Origin of the sequence: Chitinophaga solisilvae (genome assembly GCF_009928525.1) — a bacterium.
Taxonomy (GTDB): domain Bacteria; phylum Bacteroidota; class Bacteroidia; order Chitinophagales; family Chitinophagaceae; genus Chitinophaga; species Chitinophaga solisilvae.
Window position 1 is genome coordinate 12,948 of the sequence record NZ_JAABOK010000017.1, and the last position, 20,915, is coordinate 33,862.

Annotated in this window: 17 protein-coding genes; 10 read left to right on the top strand and 7 right to left on the bottom strand. The window is 49.3% G+C overall.

The window, feature by feature from the left end; genetic code table 11:
• The first annotated feature begins 14 nt into the window (after nucleotides 1–14).
• Nucleotides 15–1,025 carry a phosphotransferase enzyme family protein gene (locus tag GWG06_RS25765; RefSeq protein WP_160717115.1) on the top strand — a complete coding sequence of 337 codons (1,011 nt, stop codon included), beginning with the start codon at nucleotides 15–17 and terminating at the stop codon, nucleotides 1,023–1,025.
• 5 nt (nucleotides 1,026–1,030) lie between these two features.
• Here the strand turns inward: GWG06_RS25765 and GWG06_RS25770 are convergent, their stop codons facing one another.
• The gene (locus tag GWG06_RS25770; RefSeq protein ID WP_127035888.1) at nucleotides 1,031–1,621 is read right to left on the bottom strand and encodes an RNA polymerase sigma-70 factor; all 591 of its coding nucleotides are present in this window, start codon (nucleotides 1,619–1,621) and stop codon (nucleotides 1,031–1,033) included.
• A gap of 85 nt (nucleotides 1,622–1,706) precedes the next feature.
• On the opposite strand from GWG06_RS25770, the gene GWG06_RS25775 reads away from it, so the two are divergent.
• The 5 genes from GWG06_RS25775 (at nucleotide 1,707) to GWG06_RS25795 (ending at nucleotide 9,713) form a co-directional block, all read left to right on the top strand.
• On the top strand, nucleotides 1,707–2,669 hold the full coding sequence (locus GWG06_RS25775) for a FecR family protein (protein WP_160717117.1): 963 nt from the start codon (nucleotides 1,707–1,709) through the stop codon (nucleotides 2,667–2,669).
• A gap of 211 nt (nucleotides 2,670–2,880) precedes the next feature.
• A complete protein-coding gene (locus tag GWG06_RS25780) occupies nucleotides 2,881–6,150 on the top strand; it encodes a SusC/RagA family TonB-linked outer membrane protein (protein ID WP_160717119.1) in 3,270 nt (1,089 codons plus the stop codon).
• Nucleotides 6,151–6,170: 20 nt separating this feature from the next.
• Nucleotides 6,171–7,616, top strand: coding sequence for a RagB/SusD family nutrient uptake outer membrane protein (locus GWG06_RS25785; RefSeq protein WP_160717121.1), 1,446 nt, complete (start codon nucleotides 6,171–6,173; stop codon nucleotides 7,614–7,616).
• A 150-nt stretch (nucleotides 7,617–7,766) separates the two neighbouring features.
• Complete coding sequence (gene map / locus GWG06_RS25790; RefSeq protein ID WP_160717123.1) at nucleotides 7,767–8,525, top strand: type I methionyl aminopeptidase; 759 nt, start codon at nucleotides 7,767–7,769, stop codon at nucleotides 8,523–8,525.
• A 27-nt stretch (nucleotides 8,526–8,552) separates the two neighbouring features.
• Nucleotides 8,553–9,713, top strand: coding sequence for a THUMP domain-containing class I SAM-dependent RNA methyltransferase (locus tag GWG06_RS25795; RefSeq protein WP_160717125.1), 1,161 nt, complete (start codon nucleotides 8,553–8,555; stop codon nucleotides 9,711–9,713).
• A 36-nt stretch (nucleotides 9,714–9,749) separates the two neighbouring features.
• Here the strand turns inward: GWG06_RS25795 and GWG06_RS25800 are convergent, their stop codons facing one another.
• The 3 genes from GWG06_RS25800 to GWG06_RS25810 all read right to left on the bottom strand — a co-directional run bounded on the left by GWG06_RS25800 (nucleotide 9,750) and on the right by GWG06_RS25810 (nucleotide 11,836).
• Nucleotides 9,750–10,592: an alpha/beta fold hydrolase gene (locus tag GWG06_RS25800; RefSeq protein WP_160717127.1), complete on the bottom strand. Its 843-nt coding sequence runs from the start codon at nucleotides 10,590–10,592 to the stop codon at nucleotides 9,750–9,752.
• Nucleotides 10,593–10,643: 51 nt separating this feature from the next.
• A complete protein-coding gene (locus GWG06_RS25805; protein WP_160717129.1) occupies nucleotides 10,644–11,228 on the bottom strand; it encodes a TetR/AcrR family transcriptional regulator in 585 nt (194 codons plus the stop codon).
• 134 nt (nucleotides 11,229–11,362) lie between these two features.
• Entirely contained in the window at nucleotides 11,363–11,836 is a 474-nt protein-coding gene (locus tag GWG06_RS25810) for an Lrp/AsnC ligand binding domain-containing protein (RefSeq protein WP_127035904.1), read from the bottom strand.
• Between the two features lie 352 nt (nucleotides 11,837–12,188).
• Here GWG06_RS25810 and GWG06_RS25815 point away from each other — a divergent pair, with 352 nt between their 5' ends.
• Nucleotides 12,189–13,055 (top strand): class I SAM-dependent methyltransferase, encoded by an 867-nt coding sequence (locus tag GWG06_RS25815; protein WP_160717131.1) that lies wholly within the window; start codon nucleotides 12,189–12,191, stop codon nucleotides 13,053–13,055.
• Between the two features lie 12 nt (nucleotides 13,056–13,067).
• On the opposite strand, the gene GWG06_RS25820 is transcribed toward GWG06_RS25815, so the two are convergent.
• Nucleotides 13,068–13,859, bottom strand: a complete 792-nt coding sequence (locus GWG06_RS25820; protein WP_127035908.1) for a helix-turn-helix transcriptional regulator — start codon at nucleotides 13,857–13,859, stop codon at nucleotides 13,068–13,070.
• Nucleotides 13,860–13,947: 88 nt separating this feature from the next.
• Here GWG06_RS25820 and GWG06_RS25825 point away from each other — a divergent pair, with 88 nt between their 5' ends.
• Genes GWG06_RS25825 through GWG06_RS25835 form a run of 3 tightly spaced genes read left to right on the top strand, consistent with a single transcriptional unit; the run spans nucleotide 13,948 to nucleotide 17,957 of the window.
• Nucleotides 13,948–15,282, top strand: a complete 1,335-nt coding sequence (locus GWG06_RS25825) for a TolC family protein (protein ID WP_160717133.1) — start codon at nucleotides 13,948–13,950, stop codon at nucleotides 15,280–15,282.
• Between the two features lie 3 nt (nucleotides 15,283–15,285).
• Complete coding sequence (locus tag GWG06_RS25830) at nucleotides 15,286–16,359, top strand: HlyD family secretion protein (protein WP_127035912.1); 1,074 nt, start codon at nucleotides 15,286–15,288, stop codon at nucleotides 16,357–16,359.
• Nucleotides 16,360–16,361: 2 nt separating this feature from the next.
• Nucleotides 16,362–17,957, top strand: a complete 1,596-nt coding sequence (locus GWG06_RS25835; RefSeq protein WP_127035914.1) for an MFS transporter — start codon at nucleotides 16,362–16,364, stop codon at nucleotides 17,955–17,957.
• A 210-nt stretch (nucleotides 17,958–18,167) separates the two neighbouring features.
• On the opposite strand, the gene GWG06_RS25840 is transcribed toward GWG06_RS25835, so the two are convergent.
• Together GWG06_RS25840 and GWG06_RS25845 are read right to left on the bottom strand one after the other, a co-directional pair.
• Nucleotides 18,168–19,292, bottom strand: a complete 1,125-nt coding sequence (locus GWG06_RS25840) for a TlpA family protein disulfide reductase (protein WP_160717135.1) — start codon at nucleotides 19,290–19,292, stop codon at nucleotides 18,168–18,170.
• Between the two features lie 30 nt (nucleotides 19,293–19,322).
• Nucleotides 19,323–20,900 (bottom strand): RagB/SusD family nutrient uptake outer membrane protein, encoded by a 1,578-nt coding sequence (locus GWG06_RS25845; RefSeq protein ID WP_160717137.1) that lies wholly within the window; start codon nucleotides 20,898–20,900, stop codon nucleotides 19,323–19,325.
• Nucleotides 20,901–20,915: the final 15 nt, after the last annotated feature.

The window sequence follows — 20,915 nt, forward strand, 5'->3', positions numbered from 1 at the left end:
TTTCCGCCGGCTTTATGACGATATTCCCCGTACAGTTTTCCACGCTGCGTATGGATGCTCTGCAGCAATATGTCCATGAAAAGTATGACCTGGCAGGCTTTTCATGGCATTATATCCAGCGCGGCGCCAGCGGCGACGCCTATCGCCTGGAAAAAGATAATACCCGTTTCTTCTTCAAAGTGTACCGGCACAACCATCGCTCGCCGGAAGAAATCAAAGCTGAAATACAATTGCTGGATATCCTGCAACAGCAGGGCGCCAATGTGGTGTATGCCCTGAAAGACAATACCGGAAATACTATACAGACTTTTAACGCACCGGAAGGAGAACGCTGCGCGGTATTATTTACCTTCGCCGCCGGCGCCCGCGCGGGTATCACGCTGACGGATGAACAACTTGCTGCCATTGGCGTGGTCATGGCCCGGAATCATCTCATCACCCAGGATCTCCAACTTGCTTATCCCCGCCCGGAATACAATATCCATACTACTGTCCATGAACCGCTGCAGGTGCTGCAGGCGGCATTGACAGGATATGGCTGCACCACGGAATACCGGCAGCTGGCAGATACGGCGCCATTAGTATTGGAGAAGCTGGCAAAGCTGTGCCCGGAGCAGTTTAGCACCGGGTATTGCCATTTCGATTATTTCCCCCATAATTACTACTTCAGGGATGATAATACTGTCACCCTTTTTGATTTTGATTTCTCTGGTAAAGGATACCTCGTATATGATATCGCCACGCTGTTTGCTCACTACGAAATAGTCATGTACCTGCAACGTATTACTCCGGAAGAAGGACGGCGCGCTATGGAATTGCTGCTGGCATCTTACCGGAAAATAAAACCGCTGCCGGCTGCAGAGGAAGCAGCTATCCCGCTGCTGGCCTGGATGCTGTTGCTATTCTACCTGCAGTTCCAGCATGAGAGCTATGAGTATTACAGTCATACTTATTTCAACCGGAAATTTATACAGGACAGGGTGGCGTTTATGCAACACCTTGCGGCAAAATATGAAGTGATATAAGCAGCTTACAGGTGGGAGAGGAGCAGCAATGCCAGCCCCAGTTCATGTACGCTCAGCTCCTTTTTCAGGATGGCCAGCGCCTTCCCCATATGTTTTTCAACGGTGTTGACGGAGATCCCTAATTTCTCTGCAATGGATTTGTTAGGCATAGATTCAAACCTGCTCAATTCAAAAACTTCCCTGCATTTCGGCGGCATTTTTTCAAGGGTCTGCCGGAAACGCAGCTGCAGCGTTTTGCTGTCTATCCCCGTATGCGGAAGACTATGTTGCTTCTGTGTGGCGGCAATAGCCGCATGATGTGTTTCGTGTATCAGCCGGTTGCGGAATTCATTGATGATCCGGTTTTTCAGGCTGGCCATCAGGTAGGGTTTCACCGGCACATCAATGGTATGTCTTCTTTCGTAAAAATTCACAAATACTTCCTGTACCATATCATCTGCAGCGGCTTTGGACTGCAGGCGTTTCCAGGCGGTGCGGTAAAGATGATCCACATGCCGCTGATACAGGGCTGCAAAGGCATCCGTCTGATTTTCCTTCATGGCGGCCAGCAGCGCTTCATCGGTATATGTCTCGAATATTTTGGTTGATTTTATCATGTATCGCTACAAATGTAAAAAAAATCCTGAATTGCAATGGCGGCAGTCAGCAGGTTATGTGTATTGATAGAAAGATGCCTGCCATATGAACGCAAAAAAATTGGCTGCCCTGCTGCAGAAATACCAGGATGGCCAGTGTACGGAGGAAGAACGTTACCTGGTAGAGAATTTCTACCAGGGTTTTGATGCAGATGAAGACCGGCTGCCGGATACTACTGCCATGCAGGAGCATTATCAGGCGCTTTATGAAAATATGGCTGCCCGTATACAGGCTGCACCAGCTGCCCGCCGTAGTTTCCTGTACCGTTACCGATGGGCCGCCGCTGCCGCTGCATTGCTGCTGGCCGCTTTCGCCGGCAGCCAGTGGTTACTTCCTGCGCGTCAGCAACCGGTAGTTACCATTGCGGCAAAGGAAAATGTCCGTAAACGCTTTATCAAATTATCCGACGGCAGTTCCGTACTGCTGAATGCCGGCAGCCGGCTGCAATACCCTGCTGTATTTGAAGGCAATTCCAGAGAGGTATACCTCACCGGCGAAGCCTATTTCGATATTGCAGGCGATACCCGCCAGCCTTTCATTGTGCATACCGGAAAGGTGACCACTACCGTACTGGGAACCGTATTCAATATTAAAGCCCTGCCACAGGAAGAACAGGTGACCGTTACCGTAGCCAGGGGAAAGGTAAAGGTAGATGCCGACGGCCGCCAGATAGGCATCATCGGCTCCAATGAACAGATTTCAGTGGACAGGAAAAAGACGGCTGCAGCGAAGACGGAACAGGTGAGTTTTTTACCCGTAGCAGAATGGACTCAGGAAGACATTGTATTTAACAACATCACCTATGCGGAAGCAGCAGCTGTACTGAAAGAAAAATACAGCATACAGATAGTTTTTGAAAACAGCACCGTACAGCAATGCCGCTTTACAACCTCCTTCATGCGTCAATCCTCCCTGGAAGATATACTCAGCGTACTATGCGCCTTCAACCAGTCTTCCTTCACTATAAAGGACAGTATCGTAACCATCAGGGGAGGTGGTTGCCAGTAGAAAAATTACAGTTTATGCTATCATCATCTTAAAAAAAAGCAACCCCGGCTGCCACCGGGATTGCTGAAGCGGTCTTAAATACTTTACTGACACTTAAAACCAAATGCAATTTATGCAAAAAAACATTCTTTTGCCCGGGGCAGAAGCGCCTTGCCGTGCCCGGAGCAAACCCCGGAAAAAGGGAGTCACACCAGGAACATTGTCCTTCATTATGAGAATACAACTTATCATCACCGCGTTATTGATTGTCAGCACCCAGCTGATGCTGGCGGGCCCTACAAAAGGGCAGGGCAAAGCCGGGCAGCTGCTGACAATGGGCGTGCAGAACGAATCGCTGAAAGCAGTGCTTACACGTATGGAACGGCTGGCGGAAATCCGTTTCATCTACAACCAGGAGCAGGTATCGGCCATTACCGGTATTCATGTGCCCAAAGGCGCACGTACCATCGGAGAGCAGCTGACGCTGATACTGGAAGGCACCCCGCTGAAATACCGGGTGGTGAATGATCACTTTATCATCTATAATGTAGCAGAACTTAGTCCGGAACCGGCTACCGGCGCAGAGAAAGATAATGGCATCATTAAAGGAAAGGTGACCGACGCCAAAGGCGAACCGGTGGCCGGCGCTACGGTGCATATTGCCGGTACCTCCCAGGGTGCTGCCACCAACCAGGAAGGAGAATTTATCATCAAAGGGCTGAAGCCCGGAACCTATAAGCTGGTGGCTTCTTCCATCGGATATGAAAAAGCTACGGGAACGGTTACACTGAATAACGACGAAGCTCATATCACCCTGGCGCTGCCCGATGGCCTGAACCCTCTCAACGAAGTGGTGGTAGTAGCTTACGGCACCCAGAAACGCGCGAGCTTCACCGGCTCTGCGGCTACCGTAAAACCGGAAGCCTACGCCCGTTCTCCGCGCGCCTCCCTCCAGGAAAACCTGCAAGGTAACGTGGCCGGCGTAATTGCCTCCAATGGCAGCGGCCAGCCCGGCGAAGCGCCGAATATCCGCATCCGCGGCATCGGCTCTATCAATGCAGGCAGCGCCCCGCTCTATGTGGTAGACGGTGTTCCACTGGCTGCCACCAGTGTAAGCAGTCTCAATAACGCTGACATCGAGAGCTTTACCGTTCTGAAAGATGCCTCCGCAGCTTCCATCTATGGCTCCCGCGCAGCCAACGGCGTTATCCTGATTACCACCAAAAAGGGAAAAAGCGGTAAGACAAAATTCAATGCTGCCGTACAGGCCGGCTTTAACAAAGTGACTTTGTCTAAAGATAAATATCCCCTGAACACCACCGAAATGGTGGAGCTGCTGCGAGAAGGATGGGTCAACGCAGGCAACGCAGCAGCCGGCTTCCCGGCCGAACTGAAACGTGGCGGTGTAGACACCACCGTGAATACCGACTGGTTCGATGTACTTACCCGTCCGGGACAGTACCAGCAATACGATTTATCTGCCGCAGGCGGAACAGAAAAAACCACCTTCTATCTCTCCGGCAGCTACTATACCAGTAAGGCGGCCCTGGAAGGCAGCGATTTCAAACGCTACACCGCCAATCTGAAAATGCATAACCAGGCAACGGAAAAATTATCGTTTAACCTGGGCATGCAGCTCAGTCACCGCCGGATGAACATTCAGCCGGACGAAGGCTCCAACGGCAATCCGGTACGTATGTACAAGCGCTATCAGCCCTGGCTGCGTATCTATAAAGCTGACGGCTCCTACGACCTGGGGTACCTGAATGCCTACAACCCGGTAGCAGTAGTAAAAGAAAACTGGAATACCATTGCTGATTACGGCGCTGTTGGAAATGGTAGCGCAAAATATGAATTCAATAAACACTTCAGCATTGAAAACCAGGCCAGCATTGACTTCAATTACAATGACCAGCAGGTGTTTTATAAAAGCGGCGTAGGTACCGCCCGCAGCAACGGTGGTAAAGGAGGATACTCCACTTACCGTACACTGAACTGGGTAAACACCAGCATCTTCCGCTATAATCAGACTTTCGGGGAACATGGTGTAAATGCTTATCTCGGCTATGAAGCACAGCAGGTGACCGGGTCCGGCAACAATGCGGAAGCGCAGAACTTCCTGCCTAATACCTTTACATTGGATAATGCCGCACAGGCTACTGCCGCTGGCTCCAACGTTACTTCCAACTCCCTGAATTCCGTTTTTGCCAATGCGGCCTATCAGTTTAAATCACGTTACTACCTGAGTGCTTCCGTGCGCCGTGACGGATCTTCCCGCTTTGGTGCGGACAAACGCTTTGGTACTTTCTGGTCGGTAGGTGCTTCCTGGAACATCGCAGAAGAAGCCTTTATGAAATCACAGCGCATTGTCTCTGAACTGAGATTGCGCACCAGCTATGGCGTCAACGGGAACCAGGATATCGGGAACTTCGCTTCCCGCGCATTGTACACCGTTACGGATGCTGACTACGATCAGAAACCGGGCTATGTGTTCTCCAAATACGGTAACTCTGTACTGACATGGGAAAAGAATAAACCATTCAATGCCGGACTTGACTTCGGTATTTTTTCAAATCGTATAACGGGTACCGTAGAATACTATACCCGCACCACTTCCGATCTGCTGCTGGATTTGCCGGTATCTGCCACCAACGGCACTACCAGCCTGTTGTCCAACATCGGTAAAATGGAAAACAGCGGATGGGAGTTTGAAATCACTTCGCAAAACCTGGTACCGGCGCAGCATGGCCTGGGCTGGACAACCAGCTTCAACATATCAACGCTGAAAAACCGTATCACGGCACTGAATAATCCTATTCTCTCCGGTTACTACAACAGGTTTATCGGTGGCGATTTTTACCAGCTGTATCTGCGCGGTTATGCCGGTGTTGATCCGGAAACAGGAACGGCGCTGTGGTATACTGATGGCACGGAAAGTAAAACCACCACCGAATTCGGCAAAGCTGCGCAATACAACCAGGGCAGCGCATTACCGAAATATTTTGGTGGTTTAACCAACACCCTTACCTATAAAGGATTTACATTCAGCTTCCTGTTCTCCTATAATTTCGGTAATAAGATCTACGATAACTGGGGCGCCAACGCCAACTCCGACGGTAATTCCGGCCTGAACGGCGCTGCCGGTCTGCCGCGTTACACCTACGATCACCGCTGGCGTAAACCCGGCGACATCACCGATGTGCCGAAAATGGATTATGACGGTACACAATCCGGCTCCTCCAATTTTTCTTCCACCCGGTTCTTATATAGCGGCGATTATGTCCGTCTGAGAGATGTTTCCTTATCCTATGACCTGCCGCAGCATTGGATAAAAGCGGCCAGGATGGCGGGCGTACGCCTGTATGTAAGAGGTAGCAACCTGTTCACCTACATCAAGGACAAGCGTATGAACTTCGACCCGGAAGTGGGTATCGACGGGCAGGCAGACCAGAATGCCCCGATGTATAAAACATACCTGCTGGGGCTGGATATTAAGTTTTAACCGTAAATAACTTTTGGAAGATGAAAAAATTACACTACATATTTGCTGTCACCGGCATGATGATAACTGCCTCCTGCAGCAAAAATTTTTTGCAGATAGATCCGCAGCAGCAGACGGATGCCAGCCTGGTTATACAGGATCTGCCGGGAACACGCGCCGCTATTACCGGTATCTATTCCCTGATGCAGAGCATCAATGGCTATGGCAGAACCACTACCTTGCTGCCTGACCTGATGAGCGATAACGTATACATCAGCAAGAAAAACCAGGGACGGTACCTGGCTTACGATCAATACAATACGGTAGCTACAGATGGATATGCTGCCAGTCAGTGGAACCAGCTGTACCGCGTGGTCGCCAACACCAACCTGCTCATCAGCAAGGCGGAAAAGGTGGACTACCCGGTGGCCGACCAGGCAGAAGCAAGGCATATTATGGGGGAAGCCTATGCACTCCGCGCCATGGCGCATTTCGACCTGGTACGTTTTTATGCCATGCCTTACAACTTTACCACAGCGGCAGATCATACTGGCGTTCCCGTTGTATTGAAGAGCGGTACCAACAAAGATGAAATCCAGTCGCCCTCCCGCAATAAGGTAAAAGAAGTATACGATCAGGTGATCGCTGATTTCAGCAAAGCCATCAGCCTGCTGCCGAAAACGCCGGTAGGCTTCAAGACGGCTATGCGTGGCAGGATGAGCCACTATGCAGCCAAAGCGCTGCTGGCAAGAGTGCAGCTCTACCGCGAAGACTGGGTAGCAGCGGATACCCTTGCCGCTGATGTCATCACTAATGGTTACTATACGCTGCTGAGCCGCAGCCAGTATATTGAAGAGGGGAGAAAGCTGAATAATGCGGAGTCTATCTTTGAACTGCAATACAACCTGCTGGACAATCCGGGTAGCGATGCCCTCGCAAACTTCTACTGGCAGTCCGGCAGTTACGGCGATGCACTGGCCTCCGAAAATCTCTATAACGCCTACGCCTCTACGGACATACGCCGCGGATATATTACCAAAGGCAAGCGCAAGGACGGCGAAGACCCCGCTATGCTGGTGCTGAAATATATCAACAACACCAGCTTTGAAGAACCGGTTAAAGTGATCCGCCTGGCCGAAATGTACCTGATCCGGGCAGAAGCCCGTCAACGTCAGGGCCTGGATGCCGCTGCGGCACAGGATCTCAACACTATCGCCACCCGCGCCGACGCCTCCTGGACACCCACCGCCGCTACCGGCGCTGCCCTTCAGGCCCTGATCCTGGACGAAAACCGTAAAGAGTTTGCTTTCGAAGGTCACCGCCTCTTCGACCTCACCCGCAACAAACTCGCCTTCACAAAATACCGTTCCGGCACCAACACCATTGCCATTCAACCCGGCAACGGCAAAACCATCCTGCCCATTCCGCAATCAGAAATGAACGCCAATAAAAATATGGAGCAGAATGAAGCGTATAAAATAAAATAATTACGAATTACGAATTGCGAATTACGAATGAGAAGCGAAGATTAAAGAAGGATACTTAATTATTATCCGCTTTAATCTTCGCTTCTCATTCGTAATTCGCAATTCGTAATTCGTAATTAATTTTTCTCTATTTTTGGAAAAAGCATCATTATGTCAATTACTTCAGAAGCAGAATTACAGGGAATGAAGCGGATCAGTGAAGTGGTAGCTACTACACTGAAAGAGATGCGGAATTATGCCAGACCAGGTATGTCCGCCAGGGAAGTGGATGATTTTGGCGGGGAGGTGTTGAATGGTTTTGGCGCTAAGTCTGCGCCAAGGCTGACTTATGGCTTTCCCGGATGGACTTGTATCAGTGTGAATAATGAGATTGCCCATGGCATTCCTTCTGCCCATAAAATACTGCAGGAGGGAGATCTGGTGAATATAGATGTTTCGGCGGAGCTGGATGGATACTGGTCGGATAATGGCGGGTCCTTTGTGCTGGGAGAGGATATTCACGGGCATCAGCCATTGGTGGATGCATCGCGGGCTATTCTTTACAAAGCCCTCGGACAGATACGCGGCGGGGTGAAAATTTCAGAGATCGGGAAACTGATTGAGAAGGAAGCCGGAAGGGCAGGGTATGGTGTTATCCGTAATTTAGCCGGACATGGCATCGGCAGAAAACTGCATGAAGCCCCTGAAGATATTCTCAATTGCTATGAGCGCCGCATTAAAACCAGATTCCGTACCAATGGCGTGGTGGCTATTGAAACATTCATCTCCACTGCCTCCAATTATGCGAATCAGGCTCCTGATGGCTGGACCCTTGTCGGAAACAAGGGCGGATATGTAGCACAGCACGAACATACCATCGTTATTACGGATGGACAGCCCGTAATCCTGACTGCCGCTAACGGTATATAGGATATTTATTGGTAATTTGCGGCCATTATGTCTTTATATACAAAGAAAGCCGCTGTTACCATCACCTGTAACAAGCGCTTAACGCCTTACCTGGAGCAGGAAGTAAAGGAGCTGGGATTTCAGGTGGAAGAAACTTTTGTAACAGGGGTGCGTATTTATGCGTCTGTGAATGAGTGTATCCGGCTTAATCTCAACCTGCGCTGCGCCAGCCAGGTACTCTACAGCCTGAAACAATTTGAAGCCCGCGATGCGGACGAGATCTACCGGGAACTTCATACCTATCCCTGGGAAACACTGATTCCTGCAGATGGTTATTTCTCCATTACCAGCAACGTACAGAACGAAACGATCAATAACAGCATGTTCGCCAACCTCCGGGTGAAGGACGCTATTATTGACCGTATGCGCGAAAAGCATGGCAGACGCCCTTCTACAGGTGCTGAGCTGAGCGGAGGCGTGATACACCTTTTCTGGAAAAATGAACAGGCAGAGATTTTTGTAGATACTTCCGGCGATTCGCTGGCCCGTCACGGTTACCGTAAGATACCAGGCAGAGCGCCGATGCTGGAAGCGCTGGCTGCTGCCACTATCCTTGCCACGCAGTGGGACCGGAAATCTCCGTTTATCAATCCGATGTGCGGTTCCGGTACCGTGGCTATAGAAGCAGCTCTTGTAGCGACCAACAGCCGCCCGGGTCTTTTCCGCAGCAATTATGCCTTTATGCACCTGATCGGATATGATGAGGCAGTGTACCAGGAGGAGAGAGGCCGGCTGGAAAACCAGATAACTGAAGCGCCCGGTCTGCGTATTATAGCTACGGATCTGAGTCCGCAGGCTATTGAGAATGCCCGCAAAAATGCCAGGGCTGCGGGTGTAGACGATATGATTACCTTCGCAGTCTGCGATTTTGCCTCCACTGAAGTGCCGCAGGATGCCGGCGGTGTGGTGTATATGAACCCGGAATACGGATTACGTCTGGGAGAAATACAGGCACTGGAAGATACCTACGGGCGGATAGGTGACTTTATGAAGCAGCAGTGTAAGGGATACTTCGGATATATCTTCACCGGCAACCTGGACCTGGCGAAGAAGATAGGGCTGAAAGCAAAACGGCGCATTGAATTTTATACCAGTACCATTGATTGCCGCTTACTGGAATACGAGTTGTATGCAGGCAGTAAAAGATAATGAAACGCTCCGCCATGACGGCGGAGCGTTTTTGTTTTAACCGATGAATTTTCTGATGAGGGCAGCCACTTCCCGGTGATATTCCTCCAATACAAAATGTCCGCCATCCAGCAGGTGCAGTTCCGCCTCCGGCAGGTCTTTCAGATAGGCTACCGCGCCTTCTCCGGGAAATATGCGGTCATGCTTGCCCCAGGTGATGAGGGTGCGGGGCTGGTATTGCCGCAGGTATGCCTGCCATACCGGATACAGCGGGAAATTGGTTTTGTAGTTGGCAAAGAGGGTACGTTGTATGGCTGTATTCATGAAGGAGGCATCTGTTTTCCAGGCGTCAGGAGAAATACGCGCCGGATTTTTAGCGCCATGCATATAATCATCTTTGATACCGTCTTCACTGATCATATAATCGAACAGGGCGCTCATACCTGCCCAGTCGCCGGCATCCTGTAAGGCGCCAACACGTTGTACGAAGGGGCCGAGGCCTTCCGTATAGGCGTTGGCGTTTTGTATGAGCAGGGAGGCGATAAGTTCCGGGCGTCTGACAGCGATGCGGAATCCGATAGGGCCGCCATAGTCCTGCACGTAGAGATGAAAGCGGCGAAGCTGCAGGTGGTCGATGAAATGTTCCATTACTACAGAGAGGTGATCGAAGCTGTATTCAAATGATTCCGGCGTGGGGTGGCTGCTGTGGCCAAATCCGGGATAGTCCGGTGCAATAACATGGTAGCGCTCCGCCAGCAGGGGGATGAGATCGCGGAACATATGCGAGGATGACGGGAATCCGTGCAGCAGAAGTATAACCGGGGCGGTGGCATCTCCGGCCTGCCGGTAAAACAGTTGTAATCCATCTACAGTTGCCTGGTGATAAGTGACGGTATGCATAATAGTGATATTTTAAATTGTACTATTTAGTACAAAAATGAATAAAAAAATTTAACTGATAACGGCCAGGTTCATTTCGATCAGGGAGGCGAGGCCGGCCTGCGTCGGGTACATACGGCGGGTAATGCCCAGTCCGTTCCAAAGGTTCAGCAGATGCCGCGCCAGCAGATCCGCCGGCGCCTTGGTAGTCAGGTCGCCATTCAGCTGCGCAGCGGTAATCACTTCCCGGAACAGGGTTTCCATCTGTTGCAGGCGGCGGGCGGCTTTCTGCTCCAGCCCCTTGTCTACATTGGATAACTCAGCAATGGTATTACCCATCAGGCAACCTTTCATATGAGTATGACGGTTATCTGATGCGATGTTGCGGAAAAATTCCAGGATGGCAAAGACCGGCTTTTTACTGACAGCCACCTGTTGCTGCAACTGTTCAAATGCGGCGGTATTAAAGTGATCCAGGGCCTTTTCAAAAACTTCTTTTTTGCCTCCGGGGAAAGCGTTGTAGAAACTGCCTTTGCCGATACCCATGGCAGCCTGGAGGTCGTCAGTAGAAGTGGCTTCGTAGCCCTTCTCCCAGAATACTGCTGTTGCCAGCTGTATTACCCGTTGCTCATCAAAAATTCTGGATCTCCCTGCCATTGTGTACTATTTAGTACAAAAATAGGAAAAGACGATTACTTTCCAAATATTTTTTTGAGAGAAGGGTTGCAGGGAGAAGAAGGAGGTCGCAAAAAAAAATGAAGGCTGCGGACAGCCTTCATTCATATGGTGTGTTAAATAACTTCGCTGACATTAATAGGCCGGGAAAAACTTTCTTCCAGCGAGATAATGGTTTCTGTACGCTCAATACCTTTGATATGCTGCAGGTCATCCTGTAATATCTTCCGCAGCTCGCCGCTGTCGCGGCAGATAATTTCCGCAAACATACTATAGGCTCCGGTGGTATAGTTCAGTCGCACTATCTGCGGGATCTTCAGCAGCTGTCTGGCCACATTTTCATACAGGGAGCTTTTCTCCAGGTAAATACCGATAAAAGCCAGCACATCATACCCGATGGCGCGCAGATTCACCTGCAGCCGCGTACCCTGTATCACGCCCATTTCATGCAGCTTTTTAATGCGTACATGAATAGTACCCCCGGAAACAAATAATTTCTTACCCAGCTCGGCATAAGAGATACCGGCATCAGTTGACATTTCTGAGATAATCTGTAAGTCTAATTTGTCAATATTTAATGAGTGGCTCATTTTCGCAGTGCGATTTAGATTTTTTTCTAAAAATATGCATTTTATTGCAATAATCGCAAAAAATTATGAAATGACCATACTGTTAACCCTCCGCAGGCCCCGGTTCTGCCGGATACCGGATTAATTTCCTCCACCACACTGCAAAGCAACCTTTTTATCTTGTTATAAATCAATTATATAAACCAGCATTATCTGCTACCTGCATCCGGCAAACCTGCCACCAGGAAAAAAATCTCAAATAATTAAATAACTAAATAATTAAATAATCAACTAACCCGTCTCTATCGTTAATGCCTATACGCATTTATCCCGGCAAAAATTTCGTATATTGGTATTCTCCAAAAGACACAACATGAAGGCTACAGCAACCAGCAAAACAGCTCAGTATATGGCCTTGTTCCGCGCACTGGAAACTACCCGGCCAAAGGAAAAAAGATTATTTACCGATAACTATGCACACCTCTTTCTCTCCGGCAGCCTGAAAATATGGGCCTGGTTATGCCGCCTGTCTCCGGTCAGAACACTGGCAGAAAGAATTATCCGGAAAAAAATTCCAGGCGCCTATACTTCCGGTATTGCCCGTACCAGATATATCGATGACCTGCTCAATGACGCCGTTCAGCATGGCGTGGAACAGGTGATGATACTGGGGGCCGGCTTTGACACACGCGGTTTCCGGCTATCCTCGCTGGGTAATGTACCAGTCATAGAAATTGACCATCCCAACACCGCCCGCTTTAAACTCACTAAACTGCGTAATAAAAAAATACCTTCCCGCATCCGGTTCTACCAGATAGATTTTAATAAGCAAAGCCTCGACCAGCTGAGTGCCATGCATCATTTCGATTTCTCGCGGCCTACTGCCGTGATCTGGGAAGGCGTTACCAACTACCTCTCCCCGGAAGCCATCGATAATACCTTTGCCTTCATCAGGCGCTTTAAATCAGGATCCTGCATCATCTTTACCTATATCGATAAAAAAGTGCTGGAAACCCCTGCCGCATACACCGGCGGAGAAAAGCTCCTGCAGGACGTTTCCGCCCTGGAAGAAAAATGGACCTTCGGATTCCGCCCTGAAGAACTGAAAGATTATCTGCTGTCATTCGATCTTGAACTTCTGGAAGACATGGGCGCCGCCGCCTACAGACAACGGTATATGCCGGATAGAAGTGAGGAAGGGTATGAGTTTTACAGGGTGGCGTATGCGAGAAAGAAATGAATGAGTTACGAATTAAAGAAACTCCGACGGCCTTTTCCCCACCAGCTTATAAAACGTGTTACTGAAAGCAGATACACTATTATACCCTGTATCCCAGGCTATTTCACTGATGTTTTTATCTGTTTCCAGCAGGTAGCCCATGGCTTTGGTCATACGGGCCAGCTTGAGGTACTGAAAGAAGGATATGTCCATAGTGGAACGGAATAGCCTTGTCAGCGTACGTTCGCTGAAATTAAACGTATGCCCTATGCTTTCCAGGGTGAGCGGTTCTGAGAGGTTCTCCTGTATATACTTTAATATGGGCCGCATCCGGGGATGCTGTGTGGTTGGCAGGTTGATGGGCAGGGGGAGCAGGCTGATGTCAGGAAGAATGCTTTTGATAGCCCTGATAAAGCTGTAGCCCTGTGAGCCGGGAAGTACATCCTGCTTATCCCATTTCTCCGAAAACAGAATCATCTCCAGCAACAGGTTATTGACCGGATAGATGCCTGTCTGGCTGAAGAAAGCATTTTTGTCATCTCCCTCATCTGTAAAAAAATAAATGGTACGCACAAAATTCTCCGGGTACCGGTGCTGGAAATAGTGTTCCACACCGGCCGGTACCCACATGTAGTGGCGGGCCGGCAGAAAATATGTTTTATCGCGGGTATATAAAAATGCCACACCCCCCTCAACATAGGTCAGCTGTCCTTTGTTATGCTTATGAAAAGGAAAATAATGCTCCGTTTTCTGGTGCCATATAAAAGCGGAATCCGGTATCAGGTCCACTTCTTCCAATACTAACTCAGATTTGGGATTTGTCATTTTTGGCCGGATCTAACAAGTTTATGGCAATTTATAGAAAATATTTTAATCAGGATGGATGGAACTTTGCATCTTCATTAGATTCAATATGTCTTCTATTAGTATTAAATGGCTTACAGGTATGATGCTGGCAGTATTACTACCCTGGAAAACAGCCATCAGTCAGAACCCTGAACAGCGCACCCTCACATTACCGGAAGTATGGAAGCAAGCGGAAGTCTACAATAAACAATTGCAGATGCAATACCTCCGTGTGCAGGGCATGGACCAGAAAGTAAAAGCCGCCAAAGATGAACGTCTGCCTGAAATAAAAGCAGACGGACTTTATGCACGCGTATCCAACCTGGCCATTTATGAAGATGGCCTTTTTAATGCGCCCTCGCAATTTCCCGTGGTGCATGAATTCTATAAGATAGGCGCAGATGCTTACCTGAACCTGTATAACGGCGGTAAAACCACCAGAGAAATTACAGTACGGCAGACGGAGAGCGAGCTGGCCAGAGAACAGCGCAACCTCACCGCTACTGAAATACGTTACAAAGCCGCTGCCCACTACCTCGATATCTACCGGTACCGCACCTACGAAAAAGTAATGCTGCAGGATATTGCCGAACGGGAAAAGGAATTGGAAGAAATCAGGCAGCTGCTGCAGCATGGCGTAGTATTGAAAACAGATGTGCTACGCGCAGAACTGAAGTTGTCCAAACAGAAAATGTCCCTGCTGGAAATCCGTAACAGTATTAAAATTGCCAATCAACGGCTGAACATTATGATAGGTCAGCCTGACAGCACCGACAACCAGATTGCTGCAGACAGCCTCGCCATAGCACACATACCCATGCGCAGCTACGAAGAATACCTCGCTGACGCCTACGAACATTCCTTTGCATTTAAGATTTCCGGCAAAGAAACAGCACTGAGCGAACTGAAACTCAAGGAAGTAAAATCGGCCACCCTGCCTAAAGTAGGATTGTATGCTGAATACGCATACACCTATCCGCAGATAGCCTTCTTCCCTTATGCCATCAGCCTGTACGGACTGGGACAGGTAGGCGTTAAAGCAGGGCTGCCCATTTCTGCTTTCTACCAGAATAAACATAAGAAAGAAGAAGCCAGGATTAACCTGGAGAGACAGGAAATAGAACATGCCGATACCAGGGATCAGGTGCGCCAGGAGGTCAGAGCCGCCTACCTGCGGTACACAGAAGCGCTTACCCGTATTGAAGTAGCACGGACAAACATTGAACAGGCAAGGGAGAATTTCAGGATCGTGAATAACACCTATTTCAATCAGCTGTCACTGCTGACAGACCTGCTGGATGCAGAAACACAACTGCTGCAATCCAGGTTTGACCTGACAAACGCAGAAGTGACGGCACAATTACAATACTATCAATTACTGAAAGCAACCGGCAACCTTTAATATATGAGCAAGACAAACACCAACACTACCACTAACAGAACAGACAGGATTATTTCAAGAGTTACCACTATCGTTGCCTCCATCGTGGTGATATGCCTTGCCGTATGGGGCGTGAGAACATTGCTGCATCAATGGAAGTTTGAGGAAACCAATGATGCGCAGGTAGATGAATATATCAACCCCATTGTAGCGAAAGTAACCGGGTATATACAGGAGATCAGGTATGAAGAAAACCAGGAAGTAAAGAAAGGTGATACGCTCATTATCATAGATAACAGTGAGTATGCTGCGCAACAGCTTGAATCGGAAGCCTCCCTGCAGAATGCCAGGGCACAGGTAAGCGTACTGGAAAGCGGTATCCGTACGTCCGCGCAGACAGCTAAAGTATACCAGTCGCAGATAGCTGCCGCCAAAGCAAAACTGGTGCATCAGGAACAGGAGTATCAGCGGTATAAAAGTCTGTACGATGTGGAATCCGCCACCAAACAGCAATTGGAAAGAATGGAAGCGGCGCTCGCCGTGGCGCGTTCCGATTACAATGCAGCCATAGAAGCCTATGATGTAGCGCTGGCGAAGATAAAGGATGCACAGGTGCAGCAGGGTGCGCTGGAAGCTACCATCAAAGGAAGAGAAGCCGCTGTCAGGAAAAATGACCTCACCGTTTCCTATACCATCATCACAGCGCCATATGACGGCAAGATGGGCCGCCGGACCGTACAGCCAGGGCAGCTGGTACTGGCCGGACAAACACTGGCCTTTATCGTAGACTGGCAGTCCGGGAAATGGGTGGTGGCTAATTTCAAGGAAACGCAGATCAGACATATGTTTATAGGGGAAACTACGCAGATCACCATCGATGCTTTTCCCGGAGTCACCTTCACCGGAAAAATAGAATCCCTCTCAGGGGCTACGGGTTCAAGATTCTCGCTGCTGCCTCCGGACAACGCCACCGGTAACTTTGTGAAGATAGCCCAGCGTATTCCGGTACGTATACGGCTAAACGGTACGCCGTCATCTTTGAAAATGCTCTCCGCCGGTATGAGTGCCAATGTTTCAGTAGCTAAAGCACATAAATGATTATGGGAAAAGAAAATCCTATATTCAGAGCATGGGCGCCGGAATGGCTCATCAGGCTGACGATCTTCCTGGTGCTGTTCCCCACAGTAATGCTGTTTGCGTTATCTACGGCTAACGTAAACGCCGCTACGGGATTTTATGGCGTAGAGCCCGCGGATATCCAGTTTTCAATGCTGCTGTATTATGCATCCCTGGCCAGCTTTACACCACTGGAAAGAAGATTCTTCAGCCGTGTATCCACAAAGGAATATTTTCTCCTGTGCCTGGTGCTTCAAGTGCTCATCACATATGCCTGCTACCATACCAGGGAACTGCCGGTGTTGTTTGTCTGCCGCTTTTTGCAGGGGATCGTCAATTGCGGCGTCACCAGCATTTGCCTTACCCTGCTGTTTGGCCGCCTGAAGTCAGAACACGCGCGGGAAACGGGCTATGCTATCTTCTATGCCATGATTCTATGCTCAGCCTCACTCACCTCCCTGGTGACTGCTCCGCTGGTCGATAACTTCGAGTACAACGTGTTATATAAAATGGTGATTTACACGTTTGTACCTGGCGCCATTTTATTATTACTGTTAATGAACAAGGTGCACCTGGTACGCAAAACACCGCTGTACCAGCTGGATTGGGCCAGCTTCTTCCTCTACAGTCCCATGCTGATTCTGATTGGTTACGTACTGATATACGGACAGCAATACTACTGGCTGCAGGACAACACCATTGTAGGGAGTATCATTGCCATCATATTGCTGGGAACTGTATTTGTGATCCGGCAGCTGGTGGTCAAGCGCCCGTTTATTCACCAGGAAGTATTTCAGTCCAGGGCATTCATCTTTGGCTTGTTCCTGCTGGGCATGCTCTATCTGATCCGCGGTTCCTTTAATCTGACCATCAACTTTTTCTCTGTGGTACTCGGGATGGACCCTATTAACCTGTATGAACTCCTGTTGTATAACATCCTGGGGATTATTGCAGGAGCAGTTATTTCAGGGAGACTTGTTGTGAAGAAACGTCCTATTCAGTTCATCTGGCTCGCCGGTTTTTTATTGCTGCTGCTGTTTCACGGGAGTATGTATTTCCTCTTTACTTCTGAAGCGGACATGCGCACCTTTGCGATTCCGTTGATGCTCCAGGGCATGGGCGCCGGTATGTTGCTGACGCCGGTGGTACTGTTTATCATTTCATCGGTACCGGAGGCTATCAGCCAGTCGGCATCCGCAGTAGGCGTATTTATCCGGTATACGTTCTTCGGGCTGAGTACCGCCCTGATAAATTACTTCTCCCTGTATTTTTCGAAGATTCACTCCATGCGCATGAGCGACCGGATTTCGCGGGCTGACAATGGCTTACAGGATAGAATACAATTATACCAGCATTCACTGCAAGCCAGGGGAATGCCGCCGGACCAGGCAGCAAAGCTCGCCACCGGCCTGCTGGACAAAGCCATACAAAAGCAGGCCTTCCTGAAATATGCCATGGATTACTACGAAATAGTTTGCATCGTCATTCTGGGATTAATGCTGCTCATTATAATGGCTCCCTTCATCAACCGGACCATCATCGACGTAAAGGCCAAACAACCCGCTGCCGCCACCTTTTAACCATTTAATTATTTGGTTATTTGAGATTTTGCAGCTAATAGTGAAGCCCCCTGAAGATAGATTGACGGATTTTGAAATTTATTAAATGGAGCAAAGATCTTCGTAATCATCCGCTGCATTTAAAATTCCAAAATTTCAAAATTCCCAAATCCGTCAATCTATCTTCAGGGGGCTTCACTATTAGCCACAAAATCTCAAATAATCAAATAATTAAATCCCAAAGATCGCTGCGAGCTTCTTATCAATCGCGGCTTCATCGGGTTTCTGGGCGATGATTTTTCCTTCCGGGCTTATCAGGTAGAGGGTGGGGAGGAGCTGTACGTTGAATTGTTTTTTGGATACAGTGCCCTGCCCGTCGTGTGCCTGTGGCCACGGGTTGTTTTCTTCTTTCATAGCTTTCAGCCAGGCTGCTTTATCCCGGTCTGTGGAGATGCTGAGTATTTCGAAGTTTTTGTCTTTATACTTTGCATACAGTTCGCGCATGTGCGGGAAGGCGGCTCTGCATGGGCCGCACCAGCTGGCCCAGAAATCTATCAGCAGGTATTTACCTCTGAAGGCGGAGAGCTTAACGGGTTGTTCATCGCCGTTTTTCAGGGTGAAGTCTGCCGGTGTGGAGCCTACGGTACTCAGTTTACGTGCTGAAATTTCTGTGGCTACATCTTTGGCTTCACGCAGTGATTTGATGGCTGGTGTAAGCCGCTGATAAAGGGATTCCAGTGTTTTGCTGTCAACTGCTCCGCTGTTGCGCTGAAGGATGATAGCGGCAGCATAGGATCCAGGATTTTTACCTACGTACTGTTTTACCAGTCTGGAGGTAGCTGCGTTGGTCAGCGATGTCAAATCAGCTTCTGCTGCCGGATTAGGCTCACGCTTAGCAAATACATCTGCTCCGTATTTCTGCATGATGGTTTTTTCTGCTGCATCCGAGGCTTTGTCCTGGTCTGCGGCGAAGGCGGCAAATACCTGCTGTGCATCGCCGTTGGTGGCGGAGTAGTGTGTACCGTTGCTATCGATGCGCGCTATGATGTTGTATGTACCTGGTTTATCGATCAGTATTCCCTGCGGAGCATATCCGTCTTTTACTTCCATATCGTATTGGGAAGCAAACAGCTGGCGATAGGGTGCTTCAAAAGAATAGGTGATGGTAAAGGTGTTATGCACTATCTTCAGGGAATCGTATCTGTCCGGATACCTGGAGTACAGGTCCATACGGTTATATCCCCTGGTGTCGCCGATGACGGTACCTTTGATGACTACCTCCTGCTGCTGTGCATGGCTGCCTGTGTATAATCCCGCCAGTAACAGCGAGAGGCAGGCGTGTTTCATAAGTCTCATGATGATGATATTTTTTAACGGTGATATTGATTATTTCCATTCAGGATTTTGTCCCAGCTCCTTGCCTGCCGGGTATTTGTTGAGAATTGTCAGCGGTATCGGGAAGAGGTACATCATCGGGCTGATGAAGGTACGGTCTTCTACTTTGGTACGGGTGTATTTTCTTTTCCCGTTTTCTTCGCTGACAACTATTCCGTAGATGGGTTGTCCGAGTATTTCCGGTCCTTTTTTCCAGCGGCAGATGTCAAACCAGCGTTGACCTTCGAAGGCCAGCTCCACGGTTCTTTCAGCCACGTATTTCTCCCATGTCATTTCCCCTGCTGGTACCGGTGGCATCCCTGCCCGGCTTCTTATCATGTTTACATAAGTGCGTGCTTCTTCCGGATTACCCAGCTGCAGCTGACACTCGGCGTAGTTCAGATATACTTCTGCCAGCCGCATGATGATGCAGTTGTTGAAGTTAGGTATGGTAACGCCGCTCAGGTCGTAGGTGGTATCGAGGAATTTCTTCAGGTAATATCCTGTTGGCGTACCTCTTTCAGAGGGATTGGCGGCGCTGCCTCTCATCAGGTCCAGTGTTTCTCCCCGGAAGAAGATACCGTCATACAGGATGCTGCTGTAAAAGCGCGGGTCCCTGTTATCATAGGGATGTTCCGGATTATAGAGCGGCGAGGTATTCCAGGGTTTACCGTCTTTCATCATAAAAGCGTCTACGATATTCTGTGTGGGATCGTCGATACCGCTGGCAAAGCCGGTGAAGTTGCGGGGATATTCATAGTCGTTCATATAGTGGCGTTGCTGACTCTGCAGGCTGCCGAACTGTTTGTCGAAAATGACTTCCACGTTGTTATCGTTGCCGGGCTGGAACAGGCTGCTGAAGTCGGGAAACAGTTCATACTGTTTGAGGTCTATTACCTTTTTTGCTGCTTCGGCTGCGGCGGTATAGTTTCTGGTATTGAGCAGCAGCCGGCATTTCAGGGCATAGCAGGCGCCCTGTGTGGCGCGTCCTGTCTGCGTTGCGTCTGCATATCTCGCTGGTAACAGGCGGGCAGCTGCATCCAGGTCGTCGGTCATTGCCTTCACACATTCCTGGTCGGTACCACGGGGTACGGCCAGTTCATCGGTCAGGGCCAGTGTTTTGAGGATAACCGGGAAGCGGCCGAAGCGCGCATATATTTCCATATAGAATAAGGCGCGGAGAAAATAGGCTTCCCCCTTCATGCGTTGCGTCAGTGCAGCGCTGAACGGCGCGGTCTGTAATTGTTCCAGCAGCTGGTTGCATTTGCGGATACTGACATAACCGGAAGTCCATTCATCAGAGAAGATGCCGGTTCCTGAATTATGGAGTGCGAAATTCACCAGGTGAGATTGCTGGTTTGGCCTGTTGGATTCTGCCTCATCGGTGAGGCTCATCATCAGGTAACCTCCGGCCCTGTCATATTCACTGGTGATACCAGCGTAAATGTTGGCGAGGTACAGATTCACCAGGCTGCTGTCTTTCCAGATAATATCATCAGTCAGTTTATCCAGGGGGCCATTATCCAGAAACCCTTTCTGGCAGGCCGATATGCCGGTGATGAAGAGCAGCAGTATGATATATTTTTTCATGATGCGGGTGATTAG